Raw genomic sequence first — 21,029 nt, forward strand, 5'->3', positions numbered from 1 at the left:
AAGGAACGGTGGCCGAGTGGCTGAAGGCGCACCCCTGCTAAGGGTGTATACGTTAACCCGTATCGAGGGTTCGAATCCCTCCCGTTCCGCCATTTAAGATAAGCGCCCGTAGCTCAGCTGGATAGAGTACCTGGCTACGAACCAGGCGGTCGCACGTTCGAATCGTGCCGGGCGCGCCATCTTAAATCATCTCAAAGATAACAACGAATTACTGAATCAGCGCCCGTAGCTCAGCTGGATAGAGTACCTGGCTACGAACCAGGCGGTCGCACGTTCGAATCGTGCCGGGCGCGCCATTCAGTACCGCAACACCCATTTCGCGCCCGTAGCTCAGCTGGATAGAGTACCTGGCTACGAACCAGGCGGTCGCACGTTCGAATCGTGCCGGGCGCGCCATATTCAATAAAAATGCCACCCTTGAGGTGGCTTTTTTATTGAACTGGGCTTTGCCCAGCCGATTCCACGTGCCAGTGCACGTTCGACCAATTTGTCTGGAACAAATTGGCGCAGCCGCAGGCTGGGGCGAAGCCCCGAGGGCAGGAAGCCCGAGCCAATCGTGCCTCCCGAAGTCTTCCGCAAGAGTACCTTAGCCGTTTTTTATAGCCCAACCCCCCGGTTCCTGAAAAACCCTGAAAAAGCGGATGACAGGCTAAAGCCGGTCACCAGAGCATTGGTCTGGCTACGGAGCTGCGGTGACTGGCCTTCAGCCTGTCATCCGCTATCAAGTTGCGCTCAAGTCGCGAACTACCCCTTAAACCCCTTACCAACAACATAAACCTCACGCGACCGCGCTCTAGAGGCCTCTGGTTTGCGAATAAAAACATTCTGAAACTGATCACGCACGAGCTGAACAAACTCATCATATCCCTCACCCTGGAATGCTTTGGCTACAAAGCTACCATTTGGCTTTAGGACACGCTGTGCCATATCGAGGGCAAGCTCGATCAGATAGATAGAACCTGCTTGATCTGCAGAGTTTACACCGCTGATGTTGGGCGCCATGTCTGAAATGACGACATCCACAGGTCTGTCGGCGATAACAGCCATAATTTCATCGAATACCGACTCTTCAGTGAAATCGCCTTGTATGAAATCAACATCGGGTAGGGCATCCATCGGCAGAATGTCTGATGCTATCAGCTTGCCTGAGTCACCAACCATCTTGGAGGCAACCTGCGACCAGCCGCCGGGTGCTGAGCCAAGGTCTATGACCAACATGCCAGGCTTGATCAACTTATCCCGCTCGTTAAGTGCTATCAGTTTGTAACTGGCACGCGAGCGATAACCATCTTTTTGTGCCTGCTTTACGAAGGGGTCGTTGACGTGTTCTTTGAGCCAGCGGCCGCTACTTTTGGATCTAGCCATGTTCGTTTCGAATTCAAAATGAAAACGCCATTATACCGGTAGCTAGGGGTGTCGCCAAAGAGATCCTTAGGCTCATCCTGAAACGTTTTCGGTTGTTGGGAGTCAGTGCCTGACTTTGGCAGGGGTGGGGGGTATAATTTCGAAGTTGAAATTTTGCCTCTATTGCCTCGGAAACAACACATGATTCGTCTCTCTGAACTCGCACTCCCACTTGATCACGCTGAACATGCACTGCGTGAAGCAATCCTGACTCGTCTTGGGATAGGCGAGGGTGAGTTGATCGACTTTACTATATTTAAACGAAGCTACGATGCGAGAAAGAAAAACACAGAGATAACCTTTGTCTACATCATCGATCTTGAAGTTTCTAACGAGACGGCACTGCTTGCCCGTTTTGCCGATGATGTCCATGTTGGTCCTGCCCCTGATACAGCCTACTATCCTGTCGCGGTTGCACCAGAAGGGTTAGCTGAGAGGCCGATTGTGATTGGTTTCGGTCCTTGTGGTCTGTTTGCTGCGTTGATTCTGGCGCAGATGGGTTTCAATCCGATTGTGCTGGAGCGTGGCCGAAACGTGCGTCAACGTACCCAAGATACTTGGGCTCTTTGGCGCCAGAACACGCTAATGACAGAGTCTAATGTGCAGTTTGGTGAGGGCGGGGCCGGTCTATTCTCTGATGGCAAGCTCTACAGTCAGGTTAAGGATCCGAAGTTTTACGGACGCAAGGTGATGCGTGAATTCGTTGAGTACGGCGCGCCCGAAAATATTCTTTTCGTTAATAAACCGCACATCGGTACCTTCCGTCTGACAAGTGTTGTCGCAAAGATGCGCGAACAGATACAAGCCCTGGGTGGCGAGATTCGCTTCGAATCTAAGGTGACGGATCTCCTATTAGATAATGGCCAGGTTACAGGTGTTGAACTCTCTGATGGCAGTCAGCTGAAGAGTCGTCATGTTGTTCTCGCTCTTGGGCATAGTGCTCGAGATACATTCAGAATGTTACATGCGAGAGATGTTCAGATCGAAGCTAAACCCTTCGCAATTGGCTTCCGCATAGAGCACCCGCAAACGATGATCGATAAGTCACGCTTAGGTAAGTATGCTGGCCACGAAGAGTTAGGGGCTGCAGACTATAAGTTAATCCATCACGCTAAAAACGGCCGTGCTGTTTACAGCTTTTGTATGTGTCCTGGTGGACAGGTGGTTGCAGCGACCTCTGAAGAGGGGCGTGTTGTGACTAACGGAATGAGTCAGTACTCTCGTAAAGAGCGCAATGCAAACGCGGGCATTGTAGTTGGTATCAATCCAGAACAAGATTTCCCGGGTGGTCCATTGGCTGGTGTTGAGCTGCAGGAGAAGTTGGAGTCTGTTGCCTATCAATTGGGCGGTTGTGACTACAGCGCGCCAGCTCAGTTAGTGGGTGATTTTATTCGCGGTGAAGCTTCGAGCGAGTTGGGTGAGGTTATTCCCTCGTACCAGCCTGGCGTGAAACTTGGTGATCTCGCTAAAGCGCTCCCGGATTATGTAATCGAAGCAATTAGAGAAGCGTTGCCGGCATTTGGTAAGAAGATTCGTGGTTTTGATCGTGATGATGCCGTGTTAACAGGTATCGAGACACGTACTTCTTCTCCGATTCGTATTCCACGTGATACTGAATCGCTACAAAGTTTAAATGTGCGTGGACTCTATCCTGCAGGTGAGGGTGCAGGCTATGCAGGCGGTATTTTGTCTGCAGGTATTGATGGGATTAAGGTTGCTGAAGCCTTGGCCCTCGATATGGTTAAGCAATTCCAAGATCAATCGCTTTAGGACCAGATAGGGTTATCCATGAATCTTGAATCGATTAAAAAGCTCCAGCAGAAAAAATACCGAACAGAGCTAGGCTACTGTCTAATTGAGGGTGAACACCTAGTTTTGGAGCTTCAAAAGGCTGCATTGAACCAGGCGAGTCTCTGTTCTGCCGAGCTCTATCTGACCGATCAATACTCTGATTGGATTTCTGATTTCAAAATTCATCACATTACTCCAAAGCAGATGAGCTCCATTAGTGCTACGAAGAGTCCGCAAGGGATTCTTGCTTTGGTTTCTATTGATGCTATTCAGCCGCCCGCTCATTCATCAACTATGGAGTCCGAAGTCGCTATCTACCTCCATGAAATTCAAGATCCGGGTAATCTGGGTACGATTCTTCGTACTCTGGCCTGGTTTGGTGGTTATCGCTGTTTGCTCAGTCCAGGTAGTGTCGATCCATTCAATCCTAAAGTCATTCGTGCCAGTATGGGGGCGATTTTTCATGTACCTATTGAACTTGATGTTCCAATTGAGAGCTTAGCGGGTCGTTACTCAGATATTGGGTGCCTAGATATGCAGGGTGGTGCGCTAAGCTCTGATGCTTTCAAGCAGTGCGACTGCTATATATTTGGTAACGAAGCGCGTGGCGTTCCGCATCAACTGCTTACACAATTGAATGCGCAGCCATTCACCATTTCAGGTGCCGGCCTGATTGAGTCGCTTAACCTTGGAACCGCTGTTAGTTTGAGCGTCTACGAGCGGCAGAGATAGAGAAGGGATTGGATTGCTTTCCCGCTGAAACTTTTTGGTACTAATCATCATTTAGTCGAAGATGTAACTAAAGTGGTAAGTTGCACAAACACGCCATCCCCAGCCCAGTTGTTTCGCGGATGTCAGCAGGTAAGTTGACCAGTAAGTTAAAATTGCGACCTTTATGTAAAATATTTACACGTTAAGCGGGGTTGCGAACCTTTTTGCCATGTGGGATAAAGTCACGCTACTAAGCAATCTTGGGTGGGCTATTTGTGCCCAATAAGTTGCTTTGGAGGCTGTTTTAGCCTTAAGAGACGTCGTGTTAACGCGTCATAATTTGAAAACTATTTAGGAGCATTGCGAATGGATGATCTTTTATCAGAAGGCCTAGGATTGATGGTCTATGGTATGGGTTTCGTTTTCGTATTCCTTACCCTTTTGGTTTTTGTGACAGGCTTAGCATCTAAGCTTGTGACCAAGTACCTACCTGAACCGGTAGTGACGGCTAAACCCAAAGCGAAAGCTGCGCCCGTGGGTGCAACTGCTAATAATGATCAGCTAACTGCGGTTATCGCTGCTGCTGTTCATAGGTACCGTAAATAAGTTAGGCCTAGCCTATCCATTAACCAGAGAGAATTGCCTTTTATGTCTGAAGCTAAAAAGCCTCTTGGTATTACAGACGTAGTGCTACGTGACGCTCACCAGTCACTTTTTGCTACTCGCCTACGTCTTGATGACATGCTGCCAATCGCAGAGAAACTCGACAAGATCGGATACTGGTCTTTAGAGAGCTGGGGTGGTGCAACTTTTGACTCATGTATTCGCTACCTTGGTGAAGACCCATGGACTCGTATTCGCGAGTTAAAAGCAGCAATGCCAAATACACGTCAGCAGATGCTGCTTCGTGGTCAGAACCTTTTGGGTTACCGTCACTACGCTGACGATGTGGTAGATCGCTTCGTTGAGCGCTCAGCTGAATCAGGTATCGATGTATTCCGTATCTTTGATGCGATGAACGATCCGCGTAACCTTGAACGAGCTATCGCTGCAGTTAAGCAAACTGGCAAGCATGCTCAGGGTACTATCTCTTATACGACTAGCCCTGTTCACACTATCGATATGTGGGTGGACTACGCGAAGACGCTTGAAGATATGGGCGCTGACTCGATCGCAATTAAAGATATGTCTGGTATCTTGACCCCATACGGTGCCTATGACCTTGTTTCTCGTCTGAAAGCACAGACAGGCCTTGAAGTTCAGCTTCATGCCCATGCAACTGCTGGTCTTTCGGATATGACGATTCTGAAAGCGGTAGAAGCGGGTATCGACCGCGTTGATACAGCTATCTCCTCAATGTCGATGACTTACGGTCATACAGCTACTGAGTCTGTTGTTGCAGCTCTTGCTGGTACAGATCGTGATACAGGTCTTGATCTAAACGCACTTGAAGAGATCGCAGCTTACTTCCGTGAAGTACGTAAGAAGTACGCAAAATACGAAGGCTCACTTCGTGGTACTGATAGCCGTATTCTTGTGGCGCAGGTTCCTGGTGGCATGCTGACAAACATGGAGAGCCAGCTTAAAGAGCAGGGTGCTGCAGATAAGTTTGACGAAGTGCTAGCAGAGATCCCTCGTGTACGTGAAGATCTTGGTTACATTCCTCTGGTAACTCCAACATCACAGATCGTTGGTACCCAGGCTGTAATCAACGTACTTGTTGGTGAGCGTTACAAAACTATCTCTAAAGAGGTTCAGGGTATTCTTAAAGGCGAGTACGGTGCTGCACCGGCTGCCTACAATGCTGAACTTCAAGCAAAAGTTCTTAATGGTGGTGAAGCGATCACTTGTCGCCCTGCCGATATGCTTAAACCAGAGATGGATAAGCTAGTTAATGAACTTAAAGAAATTGCTGCTGAGAAGGGTATCTCCCTAGAGTCTGGTGAGCGTGAGATCGATGATGTTCTTACCTACGCACTATTCCCTCAGATCGGCCTTAAATTCCTTGAAAACCGCGGCAACCCAGATGCATTTGAGCCCGCACCTACACTAGAGGACGCACGCGCTATGTCTGCACCTAAGAAATCAGGACCAGAAGTTTACACAATCACTGTTAACGGCCAGAACTACGTAGTTCAGGTTGCAGAAGGTGGCGATATCACTGCGGTAGCTGCGGCACCATCAGCCGCGCCAGCTGCTGCTCCAGCGGCGGGTGCAGGTGAAGCTGTTCCAGCTCCACTTGCCGGTAATATTTGGAAAGTTGAAGTTGCTCAAGGCCAGGCTGTTCAGGAAGGTGATGTCCTAGTCATTCTTGAAGCGATGAAGATGGAAACGGAAGTGCGTGCTGCTCGTTCGGGCACTATCGTTTCAGTTGATGTTAAAGAAGGCGACGCCGTTCAGGTTGGTGATTCGCTTGTGACTTTGGCTTAATCAAGGTAGATCCTAAATGGAAAAGATCATAGATCTTTGGACCGCCTCGGGCATCTACAACGTCTCCGCTGGCCAGGTAACCATGATGGTTATCGGTCTGGTGCTGTTGTATTTGGCTATCCGTAAGAATTTTGAGCCGCTGCTCCTAGTACCAATAGGTTTTGGTGGCATTCTTGCGAATATTCCAGAAGCGGGTCTTGCATTCTCTGCAGTTGAAAACGCAGTCCATTTTGCTAAGCCTGAAGTGCTTCAGGCTATAGCGAATGCGCTCAGTATCACTAGTACAGATCCTCATGACATCCTGCATGCCTATCATGGAGCTAATGCTTCTGTGCATAACGCTGCGGCTATTGCTGCTCAGGATGGTGGCTACAACAATGGTATGTTGTACAACTTCTACCTAGTTGCTATCGCATCTGGCGCTGCGCCTTTGATTATCTTCATGGGTGTGGGTGCAATGACTGACTTCGGTCCACTGCTAGCTAACCCTAAGACGCTTTTCCTTGGTGCTGCAGCTCAGTTTGGTATCTTTGCTACCGTGCTCGGTGCAGTAGGTCTGACTGAGTTGGGCTTCATGGATTTCACGATTCAGGATGCTGCTGCGATTGGTATTATCGGTGGTGCAGATGGTCCAACGGCTATCTACGTTGCTAGTATGCTAGCGCCGCAACTGCTTGGTGCAATTGCTGTGGCTGCGTACTCTTACATGGCTCTAGTGCCACTCATTCAGCCGCCAATCATGCGTGCATTGACGACTGAAAGTGAGCGTAAGATCGCAATGCGTCAGCTACGTCATGTATCTAAAACAGAGAAGATTATCTTCCCACTCTTGCTTCTAATTCTGGTTGCTATGCTGCTTCCAGATGCAGCACCACTATTGGGTATGTTCTGTTTCGGTAACCTGATGCGTGAGTGTGGTGTGGTAGATCGCCTAAGTGATACGGCACAAAACGCACTGATCAACATCGTGACTATCTTCCTAGGCCTATCTGTAGGTTCTAAGTTGAGTGCTGACAAGTTTTTGGACGTGCAGACACTCGGTATTCTTGTGCTTGGTATCATCGCGTTTGGTATCGGTACAGCTGCTGGTGTTTTGATGGCTAAAATGCTGAACAAGCTTGAAGGTGGTAACGCAATCAACCCATTGATTGGTTCTGCAGGCGTATCAGCTGTGCCTATGGCCGCTCGTGTATCTAACAAACTGGGTCTTGAGGCTAACTCTCAGAACTTCCTGTTGATGCATGCAATGGGTCCAAACGTGGCTGGTGTTATCGGCTCAGCCGTTGCAGCAGGCGTTATGATCAAGTTTGTTGGTTAATCCATAAAGCCACCTATAGAAGGCGCCTGATGGCGCCTTTTTTGTATCTGACATTTGTGGCTATTGGAAAAAAATTAACTTATTTGCAAAAAGTGACTTTCATTCTTAAATTTTGGTCTATGCTGAATGCAATAGAGATAAAAACGCGAACAGCGACGTGGACGGAATAGATAAATGAAGACGCTAAGCACGGGTGAGATTGCCAAACTATGTGATGTAAACCTGCGAACAGTGATTCGTTGGATTGAACGTGGTGCACTCAAAGGATTCAAGCTCCCAGGGCGCGGTAATAATCGTGTACGCCTAGAGGATTTTCTCGCATTTTTGGTCGAACACGACATTCCCATTCCTCCTGAGCTTCAAGAAGAGAATCGCAAAGTATTGGTTGTGGATGATGAACCGGCTATCGCGCGAGCGATCCAGCGCGTGTTGAGAACCCATGGCTTAGTCGCTGAGGTGGCAGCTGATGGATTCCAAGCGGGCACTAAGTTGATGAAAGAGCGCCCACTGCTAATGACGCTAGATCTTAGCATGCCGGGTCTGAGCGGCTATGACGTTTTAAGCTTTGTCCGCGAGACACCAGAGATTCAGGGTACTAAAATCTTAGTTATCTCAGCACTGGGATCTGAAGCGTTGCAAAAGGCGATCGACTTAGGTGCTGATGCAGTCCTCAACAAACCCTTTGAGAACCAAGAGTTGGTCGATGTGATCGGCAAGCTTTTAGGGGCTGAAGTACGTGACTAACGAAGCTCTCTATCATTAATCCAATAAAAATGCCGGCTAACAAGTCGGCATCTTTTTGAGCGCTATCATTGAGCTTAGTAAGCGATCTCAGATCGATTCTTACCCTCTTTTTTAGCTCGTTTAAGTCCAAGCATAGCGGACTCGAATAGCTGCTCTGGATCATCCCCTATATCTATCGCTTTGGCTGCCAGCGAGATGGTGATATCAATCTTCTGATTTCTAACCAGATAGGTGCGAGAAGCTATCTTAGTACGAACACGCTCCATGATCCCGCTGATACAATCTTCTGCTGCAAACTGGTTGATCATTAAACCAAAGCAATCGCCTTCAACGCGGGAAACTATATCGCCAGAGCGAAGGTTGAAGGTCAGTAGTCTGCCAACCAGTTTAAGCACATCGTCACTTGTCTGTGGTCCTACGCGTTCCACAATAGTTTTGAAGTTGTCGATATCGAGTAGTACCAGATAAGAGGGTGCCACGCCTGGAAGTGAAGTACCGACAATTGCCTGCGCCTCAACCTGGTCTAGCAGTGCTTGGCGATTCAGTAAGCCCGTCACAGAGTCTGTTACGACCAGTGACTTCACTAGAGAGTCGTAGTTGCGACGTTCATCTTCACGCTGCTTCTGTACCAGTTCCTCACCGATAATCCGAACCAACTCGGTATTGTCCCAAGGTTTCGCCATGTAGCGATGGATACGTCCCTCATTTATTGCGCTGATGGTTGCATCAAAATCGGAGTAGCCGGTCAGCAATATGCGAACCGTATGCGGAGCGATTGCAGAGGCGCGTGCTAGAAACTTATCGCCGCTCATCTCAGGCATGCGCATGTCTGAAATGATGAGGTCAACTTCGTGTGCCTCTAGATAGTTGATTGCCTCAATTGCAGAGGTGAATCCAATCACCTCATAGTGGCTTGAACGGAGCAGACGTCTCAAAGAGTTAACAACTGACTCTTCGTCATCTACACAGAGAATTTTTGCCGCTTCAGTGCGGTCTAAGTAGCGGGAGTCATTGAAGCTCATATGCCTGAAATGTCCTTGAGGTCACTAATGTCTACTTAGGTATAGTCAAGGGTCTGAGATCTGTCAAATGACGAATGAAAAAAAGATGGCGCCCCAGAGACGATTCGAACGTCCGACCTATCCCTTAGGAGGGGATTGCTCTATCCAGCTGAGCTACTAGGGCGTTTTGCCGTTTTATTAGCGACAGGGCGCGAGTATAGCTCAATCGCTATAGAGTTTTAACAGCGACTCCTCACTGTTTCTAACAAAACGGTTTATATAGCCTCTTCGCAGTTACCATGTGCAAGGTATACTTCGTCGTGATGCATTACAGCTGATCGAACATAGGTACCTTTGTCCATATGGAAATGAAAGTTGCTGGTTTTGAATTCATTAGTGCAGGAGAGAGTTATACGAGATCCGGTGAGCGATTTTCGTATTTCACAATCGGGTTCGTGAAGATCGATGCGCCTGTTCTCTTGAACCTTTCCGCTCTCAATTTCTACGTGTAGGGCAAACTCGAATGTATCTAGATGTTGCTCTTTGAAATTCTCATCGAATCCGACTCTCTAAATATCTTCGCATCGATAACTTTTAAATTCGGCTAAGGCTAATGGAGAGACTAATGATGAAAATAGAACAGCGATTTTCAGAGCTTTCATATGACTAAACCTTACTTGCATCTACATCTCTTATTCTCTTTGATGATCCTTCTGATACAAGACTAAGGCTATAAACTTTGGTTTATAAACCCATATAAACTTTGCGTTTATTTGCCGTTTTGTTGATTTTTATTTAACTCTTAGACCAAAAGACGAGCCCAAACAGACCAATGTCTAATTCTGACTTGGGCTTAGGAAGGCTATAACTTACGGGTCTTTAAAATTCACCTCATCCATAGTTTTGGTTAAGAGGTGTGAAGTTAAAAATATCAAGGGACAGACAGTAATGAGCGAAAAGATCTATCCAGTTTCTCCTGCGTTTGCTGCCACTGCGCATGCTGATGAAGCTAAATACAATGAGATGTACAAACAGTCTGTAGAGAATCCAGATGCGTTCTGGGGCGAACAGGCTAAACGTGTTGACTGGATCAAACCATTCACTAAGGTTAAACACACCTCTTTTGATACCCATAACGTTGATATTCGTTGGTTTGAAGATGGCACGCTTAACGTTGCTGCTAACTGTCTAGATCGCCACCTTGCTACTCGTGGTGATCAGGTTGCGATTATTTGGGAAGGTGATAGCCCTGAAGAAGATGCAAAAATCACCTACCGTCAGCTTCACGAAGAGGTTTGTAAGTTCTCTAACGTGCTTAAAGCGCAGGGTGTTAATAAGGGTGATGTGGTTACCCTTTACCTGCCAATGATCCCTGAAGCTGCAGTTGCGATGCTTGCCTGTGCGCGCATTGGTGCTGTGCACTCAATCGTATTTGGTGGCTTCTCACCTGACGCACTAGCTGCACGTATCGAAGGTGCAAGCTCTAAAGTAGTTGTTACCTGTAACTTCTCTCTACGTGGCGGTAAAGCTGTTCCTCTTAAAGCGAACGTTGATGAGGCGCTAACTAACCCAGAAGCTGCTAAACACTGTCAGAGAGTTATCGTAGTGAATCGTGTCGATCAGGATTGTGCATGGCACGACCACCGCGATGTCTCTTACGAAGCTGAGATGGCTAAAGCATCAACTGATTGCCCGCCAACAGAGATGAATGCGGAAGATCCACTATTCATTCTTTACACTTCGGGTTCTACAGGCGCACCTAAAGGTCTTAAGCACACTACCGGCGGTTACCTGGTATACGCTGCAATGACACACCAGTATGTGTTTGATTACCAGGAAGGCGATATCTACTGGTGTACGGCTGACGTAGGCTGGGTAACAGGTCACAGCTACATCGTATATGGCCCGCTTGCTAACGGTGCTACGACGCTAATGTTCGAAGGTGTACCAAGCTACCCAGATATGAGCCGCTTCGGTCGCGTTATCGAAAAACACAAGGTTAACCAGTTCTACACTGCACCTACTGCAATCCGTGCGTTGATGCAGAAAGGTGAAGATGTACTTGGCGATTCAGATCTGTCATCTCTTAAACTGTTAGGTTCTGTGGGTGAGCCAATCAACCCTGAAGCTTGGGAGTGGTACAACCGCGTAATGGGTGGTGGCAAGTGTCCTATCGTCGATACTTGGTGGCAGACAGAGACTGGCGGCATCATGATCGTGCCTCTACCAGGTGCTACTGCAACTAAACCAGGTTCGGCAACTCGTCCATTCTTCGGTGTACAGCCAGCGCTGCTAGATAACGATGGCAAAGAGATTGAAGGTGCCGGTGAAGGTAACCTTGTCATCAAAGATTCTTGGCCTGGCCAGTCTCGTTCTATTTGGGGCGATCATGAGCGCTTTGGTCAAACCTACTTCTCAAGCTTCTCTGGCTACTACACTACAGGTGATGGTGCGCGTCGCGATGAAGATGGTTACTACTGGATCACAGGTCGTGTCGATGACGTAATCAACGTATCAGGCCACCGTATGGGTACTGCCGAAGTCGAGTCTGCTCTTGTAGCTCACGAGACAGTAGCCGAAGCTGCGGTAGTAGGTTACCCACATGATCTTAAGGGTCAGGGTATATACTGTTACGTGACTCTTCAGGAGGGTGTTGAAGCCTCTGATGAGCTTAAAGTTGCGCTACGTAACTGGGTTCGTACTGAGATCGGTCCTATCGCATCACCAGATCTAATCCAGTTTGCGCCAGGTCTACCTAAGACTCGTTCAGGTAAGATTATGCGTCGTATCCTGCGTAAGATTGCTGAAGATGATTTCGGTGCATTGGGTGATACTTCTACACTTGCGGATCCAAGTGTGGTTGATGATCTCATTGCAAACCGCATGAACCGTAAGAGCTAATAGCTTTTAAATGATGAAACCCCGCCTCTGCGGGGTTTTTATTTTTGTCATGAAACTGGAATATCAGACAATATTCGATTAACTTATCCCAATAAGCTTTTTTACTGCTTATTGTTATGTTTCGCTCTTTGGAGAAGGTTATGCAGTTAGCTCAAAAAATTATTATCGCTGACGATCATCCACTATTTCGTGCTGCGCTTAAGCAGGCAGTTAGTCAGGCGGTTTCCGGCGTTACTATCATTGAGGCTGACACCCTTGAGTCGGTACAAGAGGCGGTCGAACAGAACGGTGATGCGGATCTAGTGCTGCTAGATATTCACATGCCCGGTGCGCAGGGCTTCTCAGGTCTTGTTTTCCTTCGTGGTCAGCATCCAGGTGTGCCTGTGATTGTTGTATCAGGTAGTGAAGAGACTCACGTGATGAAGCGCGCTATCGACTACGGTGCCTCTGGTTTCATTCCTAAATCATCCCCACTTGAGACTATTTCAGAAGCGATCGTTGCAGTATTGCAGGGTGATGAGTGGCTACCGCAAGAGCTAGAAGAGTCGATGGATGATCTAGTGACTGATGAAGATCAGAAGTTTGCAGAAGCGATTGCTTCGCTAACGCCACAGCAGTTCCGCGTATTGACGATGCTAACTGAGGGGCTTCTAAACAAGCAGATCGCATATGATTTGAATGTATCTGAAGCGACTATCAAAGCGCACGTTACAGCGATTCTTCGCAAGTTGGGTGTGCACAGCCGTACCCAGGCTGTTATCGCAGCTCAGCGTTTAGGTGTTGAGCCACCGAAGACTGACGCTTAATAGCTAAAAGCTACAAGAAAGCCCGCTGAGTTGCGGGCTTTTTAATGTCTCTTATTTAGACTTTTAAATTCGGCACTTCTTATTCAAACACACCAAAGGTAATGCGATCGAACCACGAGCGCTCTGCCGGTTGTGCCGCGTCGCTGCTACCCTTTACAGTTGGTGCTATAACTGCTTCATCAGCGCGGACCGGACGAGCAACAGGACTGGTTGGTTGAATCGGTTCAGCAAGTTCAGTTCCTTCACCTAGAAGGCCAAAGCTTGCTGTGTAGATAAGGTCATTGCGCGGCTCTTTAAACGAACGTACTTCGTAATCTGGGAAGTTCTTAGCAAGTACCGCTTTGCTGCTGTTGGCAAGGTCAGTAAGGCCGAGCTCTGTGTAGGCCTCAACCATAATCGCTAGTGCATCAGAAGTAGCAGGGGTCTCTTGCAGATTCTCAACGACGTAGCGACCACGGTTTGCTGCTGCTAGCCAGGCTTGGCGTTTCATGTAGTAGATAGCAACATGAATCTCATAAGTTGCTAGACGGTTTTTGAGGTACTGCATGCGACGCTGTGCATCAGCAGCATACTCACTGTCTGGGAAGCGGTTGATCAACGTTGTAAAGCTATCGAAAGAGTCACGGGCAGCACCTGGATCGCGCTGTGCTACATCGATAGGTAGGTATTTAGCGAAGAACGAGCGCTCTGCTTCGAATGCACTGAGTCCTTTCATGTAGTAGGCGTAGTCTACGTTGTCGTGATTTGGGTGGAGACGAATGAAACGGTCCGCTGCCGCAGCTGCCGAGGTGTTTTGGCTCAATCTAAAGTGAGCATAAATCAGCTCAAGTTGTGCCTGTTCAGAGTAGCGGCCAAATGGGTAGCGAGCTTCAAGTAACTGCAGTTTTTCTACAGCTAGGTTGTTGTTGCCGGCATCAATAGCACTCAGTGCTTGTTCGTAAAGCTGGTCTTCCGGAATATCCGCTTCGACTTTTTTGCCATCGCTACTGCAGCCAATCAGTGCGCTAGTGATGAAGAGAGTTGCAAGAAGTTTTGTTAAACGCATTACCAATTCCTAAAATCAAAGTCACGACTCAGCGCAACAGCCCGTATTCATATATACTTGGCATCCATTGGCTATTTAAACACACAGCTACCCGAACCAAAACACTCTTAGAGTTAGATATTTAACAATGTCAGAAAAGATTCAGTTAGAAGCAATCGTTCCCGGTGAACTATTTGGTAAACGTCTTGATCAGGCTGTTGCCGAGCTCTTTCCAGATTACTCTCGCTCGCGCCTACAGAACTGGATCAAAGAGGGTGAGTTGACGGTTGATGGTAAGGTCTTGCGCCCACGTGAAAAACTATTGGGTGGCGAGAAGATTGTTGTTGATGCCTCAGTTGCTCTGATCGAAGAACACGTGGGTGAAGATATTCCGCTCGATATCATCTATGAAGATGAGCACATTCTTGTTCTTAATAAACCCGCGGGGTTGGTTGTGCATCCTGCGGCGGGTCACGCTGATGGTACGCTGATGAATGCACTACTTCATCATGCACCTGAGGTGGCGCAGGTACCACGTGCTGGTATTGTGCACCGTCTTGACCGTGACACTACCGGTTTGATGGTGGTGGCGAAAACGATTCAGGCACAAACTGACCTTGTTGCTCAGTTGCAAGATCGCAGTATGGGGCGTGAGTATGAAGCGGTTGTACAGGGTGTCATGATTGGCGGTGGTACCGTCGATGAGCCGATGGCGCGTCACAGTAAGCATCGTCAGAAGATGGCAGTGGTTGGCCTAGGTAAAGAGGCGATCACTCACTATCGTGTACTCAAGAAGTTCCGCAACCATACCCACATTCGTTTGAAGCTTGAGACGGGTCGTACCCACCAGATTCGTGTCCATATGTCGCATATCAACTATCCGCTCGTGGGTGACCAGCTATACGGTGGCCGTTTCCGTCTCCCTAAAAACTGTAGCGAGCGCATGCAGGAGACGTTAAAGCATTTCCGTCGCCAGGCACTTCACGCTAAGAAGCTAGAGTTGTGGCACCCATTCACAGGCGAGCATTGCAGTTGGGAGATCGATCTACCAGATGATTTCCAGCGACTTCTCTCGGTTCTTGATCGTGATGCTTCGAAGTTTGATTACGAGCTATGAATCTAATTTGGGCTGATTGGCCTGCGCCTGCTTCTGTTAAAGCAGTCACTACAACACGCACAGGCGGGGTAAGTGAAGCTCCTTACAATCAGCTTAACCTGGGTGATCATGTTGGCGATGACCCTGTCAGTGTAGCGACGAATCGTCAGCGTCTATTAACGCATCTTAATTTACAGCAGCCAGCGCAGTGGTTGAAACAGGTTCACGGTAGGCAGGTGATTGAAGCGAAGAGTGACTCAATCGTGCGTGAAGCAGATGCGCTGTTTAGTCGAGATAAGGGCGTTGCTTGCGTCATTATGACGGCAGACTGTCTGCCGGTGTTTTTAACCAATTCTGATGGCTCACAAGTGGCTGCAGCTCATGCTGGCTGGCGCGGTTTGGTGTCTGGTGTTTTAGAGGCAACGGTTGCTACCTTTGAACAGCCTAATTCGCTCTATGCTTGGTTAGGACCTGCTATTGGTCCTGAAGCGTTTGAGGTAGGGCAGGAGGTCTATGATGCCTTTGTTGCGGATATGCCTGAAGCAGAAACAGCCTTTAAAGTGAGTCCATCTCATTCAGATCGCTGGCTTGCTGATATCTATCAACTGGCACGGTTGCGTCTTCAGCGTGCGGGTGTAACCGCTATTTATGGTGGAGATTTTTGCACCTTCAGTGATGCAGATCGTTTCTACTCTTATCGTCGTGAAGCTGTAACAGGCCGTATGGCTAGCCTAATCTGGATTGAGTAATCGCCATTAGGCTCTGTTAAGCCGCGTTAAATTTCTCTTCTAATACCTGGTGGTAGATCTCAACAATCTGTTGGCTGTTCTCTACAGCGAGATCGGATAGCGAGTTATCACGTAGCAGTCGCTTCTCATCCTCTATCGCCTCTTTGATCTGCGCCTCTGTCCACTGGTCCGCATAGGAGCGTAGCGCTTCGGTATAACTGTAGGGTGTTTTTAACATCTGTATTGCCTCAAATAAATAGAACGACATATACTGTTTATACGTACAGTATTATAGTTAAATATATTCAGGTGGCAAGAGCATGAGCGTCACACAGATTGCTGAAGCGGTCGATCTATCCGCTGACCATTTAAAAATTCCTTTTTATACAGAGAGCGTGCCAGCTGGTTTTCCATCGCCGGCACAGGATTATATTGATAAAACACTCAGTCTTAATGAGCTCTGTATCAAACATCCCAATGCGACCTATTTCGTGAGGGTCGATGGCGACTCTATGGATGGCGTCGGTATCTTTAAGGGAGATGTCTTGGTGGTTGATCGCTCATTGACCGCCTCGCACGGCGATGTCGTTATTGCCAGTGTCGGTGGCGAGATGACCGTGAAAACACTTCAGCTAAAGCCAAGGGTAAGGCTGATTCCGCAGAATCGACGCTACTCGCCGATTGATATTAAAGAGGGGTGTGAGCTGCAGGTATTTGGCGTGGTGGTGAGTGTTGTAAGGGTGCTGCGTTAGTGTCCCAGATTATTGCGTTAGTCGACTGCAACAACTTCTATGTCTCTTGCGAGCGTCTATTTAGGCCGGATCTAGTCGGTGTGCCGATGATTGTGCTCTCCAATAACGATGGTTGCGCCGTCGCTCGTAGTGCAGAAGCGAAAGCCCTTGGCATCAAGATGGGAGCGCCGCGCTTTAAGATAGAGGATGTTATTGAGGAGCATGATGTATGCACCTTCTCATCTAACTACACCCTTTATGGTGATATCTCTGCGCGAGTGATGAATACCTTAGAGTCGATAGCGCCGAGGGTGTTTGTCTACTCCATTGATGAAGCGTTTATGGATCTTACTGGTCTACAAGCGAACTATTCGCTGGAGGAGTTTGGTCGATTCGCCAAGTATAAGGTTGAGAAGGATGTGGGTATTCCCGTCTGTGTCGGAATATCCACAACCAAGACCCTAGCAAAGCTTGCCAACAGAGGCGCTAAATCCTTTCCTGCAACTGGTGGTGTGGTCGATCTTACTGATCCTGAGCGACAGCGAAAGTTGATGGCTATTACTGAGGTGGGGGATATCTGGGGTGTGGGGCCGAGGATAGCAAAACGACTCAATGAGATGGGGATTCAAACGGCACTAGAGTTGGCCGATGCGGATCCTAAATGGATTCGAAAACACTTTTCAGTGGTACTAGAGCGCACTCTAACTGAGCTTAATGGCACAGCCTGCATCCCCTTTGATGATCTACCGCCGGTTAAGCAGCAGATTGTCGTGTCGCGCTCGTTTGGTGAACGGGTGACGCAGCGTGCGGATATGCGCAAAGCGATTACCGGTTTTATTACCCGTGCAGCAGAAAAACTACGTAAAGAGCGACAAGTAGCCCAGCATTTGCAGGTTTTTTTACGTACCAGCCCTTTTGCTAAGCATGTGCCGCACTACACTAACGCCACCAGTGAGCGCTTGGTTGTTCCGACCGCCGATACCCGAATACTGCTGGCCACAGCGATGCGTTTGATTGATCGTATCTGGGCGGATGGATATGAGTTTGCCAAGGCGGGGGTCATGCTCAGTGATTTTTCAGATCCCAATAGAGTGCAGCAGACCCTTTTTGAGTGCGCTGAAGCAGATACGCGGAGTCGTTCATTGATGACAACCTTGGATGAGATTAATCGTAAAACGGGCTATGTTCAGTTTGCTCGCAAAGTGTCACCGGGGGCTTGGGAGATGAAGCGAGAGATGCTGTCGCCGCGATATACGACCAGTTGGTTAGAGCTACCAAGCGTTAAATAGTGAAAAAAATGTCGCTATATTTTTATTTAACCCCTTGAAAACGGGTGGAAGGCCCACACATAAGATGTAGAAAGATTAACAGGCCTTGCTTCGGGAGGCCGCTATCAGTGGAGGCTAAAATGCGCCCAGATAAATTTACATCGAAATTGCAGGAAGCGCTGTCAGATGCTCAGTCATTGGCAGTTGGAAAGGATCATAATCAGATTGAACCTATTCACCTGCTCGCCGCGTTACTAGAGCAGCGTGGTGGTTCAATTCGTCCATTACTAAAACAGGCCGGTGCTGAGTTGCCGCAACTGACACGCAAAGTCGGAGAGGCGTTTGATCGCCTACCGGTGGTGAGTGCGCCTGATGGTGATATTCGCCTATCTCAAGATATGGCTCGACTGTTCAACCTTACAGATAAGTTAGCGCAGCAGCGTGGCGATCAATTCATTGCCAGTGAGTTGGTGGTGCTAGCGATGCTGAGCGATAAAGGCGATGCCGGCAAGGTGCTAAAAGAGTCAGGCGTGACCCAAGAGCGTTTAGTTGAAGCTATTAACACAGTGCGTGGAGGTGAAGCGGTGATGGATGCCAATGCAGAAGAGAGTCGACAGGCGTTAGATAAATATTGTGTCGACCTTACTGAGCGTGCCGAGAGTGGCAAGCTCGATCCAGTGATTGGTCGAGATGATGAGATTCGTCGCACGATTCAGGTGCTCCAGCGTCGTACCAAAAACAACCCTGTCCTAATCGGTGAGCCAGGTGTCGGTAAAACAGCGATTGTTGAAGGTCTTGCACAGCGTATCGTGAATGGCGAAGTGCCAGAAGGTCTTAAACATAAGCGTGTCCTCTCTTTGGATATGGGGTCACTGATCGCTGGCGCTAAATTCCGTGGCGAGTTTGAAGAGCGACTTAAAGCGGTACTCAATGAGCTTTCGAAACAGGAGGGGCAGATTATCCTCTTTATCGATGAGCTACATACCATGGTGGGTGCCGGTAAGGGCGAGGGTGCGATGGATGCCGGCAATATGCTTAAGCCGGCCCTTGCGCGTGGCGAACTACACTGTGTGGGTGCGACTACGTTGGATGAGTATCGCCAGTATGTAGAGAAAGATGCTGCGCTAGAGCGTCGCTTCCAGAAGGTCATTGTCGATGAACCATCAGAAGAGGATACCATCGCGATCCTACGTGGCTTGAAAGAGCGTTACGAAGTTCACCACGGTGTAGATATTACCGACTCCGCAATCATCGCATCGGCAAAGCTAAGTCAGCGTTACATAACCGATCGTCAGTTACCGGATAAGGCGATTGATTTGATCGATGAAGCGGCATCGCGCATCCGTATGGAGATGGACTCAAAGCCTGAAGAGATGGATCGTCTCGAGCGTCGTCTAATTCAGCTCAAGATGGAGCGTGAAGCGCTCAAGAAAGAGAAAGATGCAGCGGCTAAAAAACGTCTAGAAGAGCTAGAGGGTGTAATTGCCACTTTGGAGAAAGAGTTCTCTGATTTGGAAGAGATCTGGAAGGCAGATAAGGCAACACTCCAAGGCTCAAAACAGATTAAAGAGCAGCTGGATCAGGCGCGTATTGAGCTTGAGCAGGCACGTCGTGCGGGTGATCTTGCGAAGATGTCCGAAATTCAGTACGGCAAAATTCCAGAGCTAGAGCAGCAGCTACAAGCTGCAGACTCAAACGAAGATGCAGAAGCGGCGACTCAGCTGTTGCGCAATAAGGTGACCGAAGAGGAGGTTGCTGAGGTTGTGTCACGCTGGACCGGTATTCCAGTCAATAAAATGCTGGAAGGCGAGCGTGAAAAGCTACTGCGTATGGAAGATGAACTACACAAGCGTGTGGTAGGTCAGGCTGAAGCAGTAGAGGCGGTATCGAATGCCGTGCGTCGTTCACGCGCAGGGCTTGCTGACCCTAACCGTCCAAATGGCTCATTCCTCTTCTTAGGTCCAACCGGTGTTGGTAAAACCGAGCTATGTAAGGCGCTAGCAAACTACCTGTTTGATACTGAAGAGGCGATGGTACGTATCGATATGTCTGAGTTCATGGAGAAGCACTCCGTGGCTCGTCTCATCGGTGCACCTCCGGGCTATGTCGGTTACGAAGAGGGTGGTTATCTAACCGAGGCTGTACGTCGTAAGCCGTACTCAGTGCTGCTGCTTGATGAGGTGGAAAAAGCACATCCGGATGTCTTCAATATCTTGTTGCAAGTGCTTGAGGATGGCCGCTTAACTGATGGCCAGGGCCGTACGGTCGATTTCCGTAACACCATTGTCGTGATGACCTCGAACTTAGGGTCAGACCTGATTCAAGGCTATACCGATGATCAGGATTACGAGCAGATGAAATCTGCTGTGATGGAGGTGGTTGGTATGCACTTCCGTCCTGAGGTGATCAACCGTATCGATGAGGTGGTGGTGTTCCATAGTCTGCGTAAAGAGCAGGTAGCGGGTATTGCTGATATCCAGCTGGCGCGTCTACGTAAGCGCTTGGCTGAGTTTGAGCTCTCAATGACTCTGTCGGATGCGGCGATGACACAGCTTGTTGATGTCGGATTTGAGCCAATCTACGGTGCAAGGCCATTGAAACGTGCTATCCAGCAATGGATCGAAAACCCATTGGCGCAGCGTCTACTAGCCGGTGATTTCCCGCCGGGATCTGCGATTGCAGTGGATGTTGAAGATGGGAAGTTTACTTTCCAGTAACTCCTCGTTCCGGGGTCTGGCTTACCGCCTGACCCCGGTTTTTCAGTTTTATTTGGTTTTTTAGAAGATCAAAAGCGAAAACCCAGCTGTAAGCTGGTCATTGTTACTTTTCGCTTGCCCGAAAAGTAACCAAAAGGGGCACCCCGCTCCTTCGGCCTTCGGCACACTGCGCGCGAAGCAGTTTTTCTGAAGTCTTTTCTATCCTTCGCAAAGTCGGCTTCCTGCCTCCGTTGCTCATCGCGGACGTCCTGTCCACGCTAGAAAATCCCTTTAATCGAAAAACTACTCCGTGCTCGCTCTCAGTCGAGGGGGAATACTTGGCACTACGTAGCTACGTGAGTACCGGGGTCTGACCCTCT

The 21,029-nt window shown here is 48.6% G+C and carries 17 protein-coding genes and 5 tRNA genes; 17 read left to right on the plus strand and 5 right to left on the minus strand.

Features of this window, described 5'->3' with window-relative positions; translation table 11 throughout:
• Positions 1–2: 2 nt before the first annotated feature.
• The 4 genes from HH196_RS11335 (at position 3) to HH196_RS11350 (ending at position 396) form a co-directional block, all read left to right on the plus strand.
• Positions 3–92, plus strand: a tRNA-Ser gene (locus HH196_RS11335).
• Between the two features lie 10 nt (positions 93–102).
• Positions 103–179: transfer RNA gene (locus HH196_RS11340), tRNA-Arg, on the plus strand.
• A 40-nt stretch (positions 180–219) separates the two neighbouring features.
• Positions 220–296 (plus strand) — tRNA-Arg (locus HH196_RS11345).
• A gap of 23 nt (positions 297–319) precedes the next feature.
• Positions 320–396, plus strand: a tRNA-Arg gene (locus HH196_RS11350).
• Between the two features lie 348 nt (positions 397–744).
• Here the strand turns inward: HH196_RS11350 and rlmE are convergent.
• A complete protein-coding gene (gene rlmE / locus HH196_RS11355; RefSeq protein ID WP_169452223.1) occupies positions 745–1,365 on the minus strand; it encodes a 23S rRNA (uridine(2552)-2'-O)-methyltransferase RlmE in 621 nt (206 codons plus the stop codon).
• Positions 1,366–1,545: 180 nt separating this feature from the next.
• Here rlmE and HH196_RS11360 point away from each other — a divergent pair, with 180 nt between their 5' ends.
• The 6 genes from HH196_RS11360 (at position 1,546) to HH196_RS11385 (ending at position 8,398) form a co-directional block, all read left to right on the plus strand.
• Positions 1,546–3,174: an NAD(P)/FAD-dependent oxidoreductase gene (locus HH196_RS11360; RefSeq protein ID WP_169452224.1), complete on the plus strand. Its 1,629-nt coding sequence runs from the start codon at positions 1,546–1,548 to the stop codon at positions 3,172–3,174.
• A gap of 18 nt (positions 3,175–3,192) precedes the next feature.
• Positions 3,193–3,927, plus strand: coding sequence for an RNA methyltransferase (locus tag HH196_RS11365; RefSeq protein WP_169452225.1), 735 nt, complete (start codon positions 3,193–3,195; stop codon positions 3,925–3,927).
• Positions 3,928–4,272: 345 nt separating this feature from the next.
• Positions 4,273–4,512, plus strand: a complete 240-nt coding sequence (locus HH196_RS11370; RefSeq protein WP_169452226.1) for an OadG family protein — start codon at positions 4,273–4,275, stop codon at positions 4,510–4,512.
• A gap of 42 nt (positions 4,513–4,554) precedes the next feature.
• Positions 4,555–6,336 (plus strand): sodium-extruding oxaloacetate decarboxylase subunit alpha, encoded by a 1,782-nt coding sequence (oadA, locus tag HH196_RS11375; RefSeq protein ID WP_169452227.1) that lies wholly within the window; start codon positions 4,555–4,557, stop codon positions 6,334–6,336.
• 16 nt (positions 6,337–6,352) lie between these two features.
• Positions 6,353–7,654, plus strand: a complete 1,302-nt coding sequence (locus HH196_RS11380; RefSeq protein WP_169452228.1) for a sodium ion-translocating decarboxylase subunit beta — start codon at positions 6,353–6,355, stop codon at positions 7,652–7,654.
• Between the two features lie 174 nt (positions 7,655–7,828).
• On the plus strand, positions 7,829–8,398 hold the full coding sequence (locus HH196_RS11385; protein ID WP_169452229.1) for a response regulator: 570 nt from the start codon (positions 7,829–7,831) through the stop codon (positions 8,396–8,398).
• Positions 8,399–8,472: 74 nt separating this feature from the next.
• On the opposite strand, the gene HH196_RS11390 is transcribed toward HH196_RS11385, so the two are convergent.
• The gene (locus tag HH196_RS11390; RefSeq protein WP_169452230.1) at positions 8,473–9,420 is read right to left on the minus strand and encodes a diguanylate cyclase; all 948 of its coding nucleotides are present in this window, start codon (positions 9,418–9,420) and stop codon (positions 8,473–8,475) included.
• 86 nt (positions 9,421–9,506) lie between these two features.
• A tRNA-Arg gene (locus HH196_RS11395) sits at positions 9,507–9,583 on the minus strand.
• 764 nt (positions 9,584–10,347) lie between these two features.
• On the opposite strand from HH196_RS11395, the gene acs reads away from it, so the two are divergent.
• On the plus strand, positions 10,348–12,300 hold the full coding sequence (acs, locus tag HH196_RS11400; RefSeq protein WP_169452231.1) for an acetate--CoA ligase: 1,953 nt from the start codon (positions 10,348–10,350) through the stop codon (positions 12,298–12,300).
• Positions 12,301–12,440: 140 nt separating this feature from the next.
• Positions 12,441–13,106 (plus strand): response regulator transcription factor, encoded by a 666-nt coding sequence (locus HH196_RS11405; RefSeq protein ID WP_169452232.1) that lies wholly within the window; start codon positions 12,441–12,443, stop codon positions 13,104–13,106.
• A 79-nt stretch (positions 13,107–13,185) separates the two neighbouring features.
• Here the strand turns inward: HH196_RS11405 and HH196_RS11410 are convergent, their stop codons facing one another.
• The gene (locus HH196_RS11410; RefSeq protein WP_169452233.1) at positions 13,186–14,151 is read right to left on the minus strand and encodes an outer membrane protein assembly factor BamD; all 966 of its coding nucleotides are present in this window, start codon (positions 14,149–14,151) and stop codon (positions 13,186–13,188) included.
• A 127-nt stretch (positions 14,152–14,278) separates the two neighbouring features.
• Here HH196_RS11410 and rluD point away from each other — a divergent pair, with 127 nt between their 5' ends.
• Together rluD and pgeF are read left to right on the plus strand one after the other, a co-directional pair.
• A complete protein-coding gene (gene rluD, locus HH196_RS11415) occupies positions 14,279–15,247 on the plus strand; it encodes a 23S rRNA pseudouridine(1911/1915/1917) synthase RluD (protein WP_169452234.1) in 969 nt (322 codons plus the stop codon).
• The gene (pgeF, locus tag HH196_RS11420; protein WP_169452235.1) at positions 15,244–15,975 is read left to right on the plus strand and encodes a peptidoglycan editing factor PgeF; all 732 of its coding nucleotides are present in this window, start codon (positions 15,244–15,246) and stop codon (positions 15,973–15,975) included. The genes rluD and pgeF overlap by 4 nt, the downstream gene beginning before the upstream one ends.
• 16 nt (positions 15,976–15,991) lie before the next feature.
• Here pgeF and HH196_RS11425 read toward each other — a convergent pair whose 3' ends face one another.
• On the minus strand, positions 15,992–16,192 hold the full coding sequence (locus tag HH196_RS11425; RefSeq protein WP_169452236.1) for a hypothetical protein: 201 nt from the start codon (positions 16,190–16,192) through the stop codon (positions 15,992–15,994).
• Positions 16,193–16,274: 82 nt separating this feature from the next.
• Between HH196_RS11425 and umuD the strand changes: the two genes are divergently transcribed.
• The 3 genes from umuD (at position 16,275) to clpB (ending at position 20,670) form a co-directional block, all read left to right on the plus strand.
• Positions 16,275–16,706 (plus strand): translesion error-prone DNA polymerase V autoproteolytic subunit, encoded by a 432-nt coding sequence (gene umuD, locus HH196_RS11430; protein WP_169452237.1) that lies wholly within the window; start codon positions 16,275–16,277, stop codon positions 16,704–16,706.
• 8 nt (positions 16,707–16,714) lie between these two features.
• Positions 16,715–17,974, plus strand: coding sequence for a translesion error-prone DNA polymerase V subunit UmuC (umuC, locus tag HH196_RS11435; RefSeq protein ID WP_169452399.1), 1,260 nt, complete (start codon positions 16,715–16,717; stop codon positions 17,972–17,974).
• A gap of 119 nt (positions 17,975–18,093) precedes the next feature.
• The gene (gene clpB, locus HH196_RS11440; protein WP_169452238.1) at positions 18,094–20,670 is read left to right on the plus strand and encodes an ATP-dependent chaperone ClpB; all 2,577 of its coding nucleotides are present in this window, start codon (positions 18,094–18,096) and stop codon (positions 20,668–20,670) included.
• Positions 20,671–21,029: the final 359 nt, after the last annotated feature.

Source organism: Marinobacterium sp. LSUCC0821, assembly GCF_012848475.1.
In the GTDB taxonomy this organism is placed as follows: Bacteria; Pseudomonadota; Gammaproteobacteria; order Pseudomonadales; family Balneatricaceae; genus Marinobacterium_E.

Excerpts from the sequence above, each read along its gene's own strand:
- HH196_RS11390 (WP_169452230.1), bottom strand. The coding sequence starts at position 9,420 with ATGAGCTTCAATGACTCCCGCTACTTAGACCGCACTGAAGCGGCAAAA.
- rlmE (WP_169452223.1), bottom strand. The coding sequence starts at position 1,365 with ATGGCTAGATCCAAAAGTAGCGGCCGCTGGCTCAAAGAACACGTCAAC.
- HH196_RS11360 (WP_169452224.1), top strand. The coding sequence starts at position 1,546 with ATGATTCGTCTCTCTGAACTCGCACTCCCACTTGATCACGCTGAACAT.
- HH196_RS11425 (WP_169452236.1), bottom strand. The coding sequence starts at position 16,192 with ATGTTAAAAACACCCTACAGTTATACCGAAGCGCTACGCTCCTATGCG.
- acs (WP_169452231.1), top strand. The coding sequence starts at position 10,348 with ATGAGCGAAAAGATCTATCCAGTTTCTCCTGCGTTTGCTGCCACTGCG.
- HH196_RS11370 (WP_169452226.1), top strand. The coding sequence starts at position 4,273 with ATGGATGATCTTTTATCAGAAGGCCTAGGATTGATGGTCTATGGTATG.
- oadA (WP_169452227.1), top strand. The coding sequence starts at position 4,555 with ATGTCTGAAGCTAAAAAGCCTCTTGGTATTACAGACGTAGTGCTACGT.
- HH196_RS11365 (WP_169452225.1), top strand. The coding sequence starts at position 3,193 with ATGAATCTTGAATCGATTAAAAAGCTCCAGCAGAAAAAATACCGAACA.
- clpB (WP_169452238.1), top strand. The coding sequence starts at position 18,094 with ATGCGCCCAGATAAATTTACATCGAAATTGCAGGAAGCGCTGTCAGAT.
- pgeF (WP_169452235.1), top strand. The coding sequence starts at position 15,244 with ATGAATCTAATTTGGGCTGATTGGCCTGCGCCTGCTTCTGTTAAAGCA.
- umuD (WP_169452237.1), top strand. The coding sequence starts at position 16,275 with ATGAGCGTCACACAGATTGCTGAAGCGGTCGATCTATCCGCTGACCAT.
- HH196_RS11410 (WP_169452233.1), bottom strand. The coding sequence starts at position 14,151 with ATGCGTTTAACAAAACTTCTTGCAACTCTCTTCATCACTAGCGCACTG.
- HH196_RS11385 (WP_169452229.1), top strand. The coding sequence starts at position 7,829 with ATGAAGACGCTAAGCACGGGTGAGATTGCCAAACTATGTGATGTAAAC.
- HH196_RS11380 (WP_169452228.1), top strand. The coding sequence starts at position 6,353 with ATGGAAAAGATCATAGATCTTTGGACCGCCTCGGGCATCTACAACGTC.
- rluD (WP_169452234.1), top strand. The coding sequence starts at position 14,279 with ATGTCAGAAAAGATTCAGTTAGAAGCAATCGTTCCCGGTGAACTATTT.
- HH196_RS11405 (WP_169452232.1), top strand. The coding sequence starts at position 12,441 with ATGCAGTTAGCTCAAAAAATTATTATCGCTGACGATCATCCACTATTT.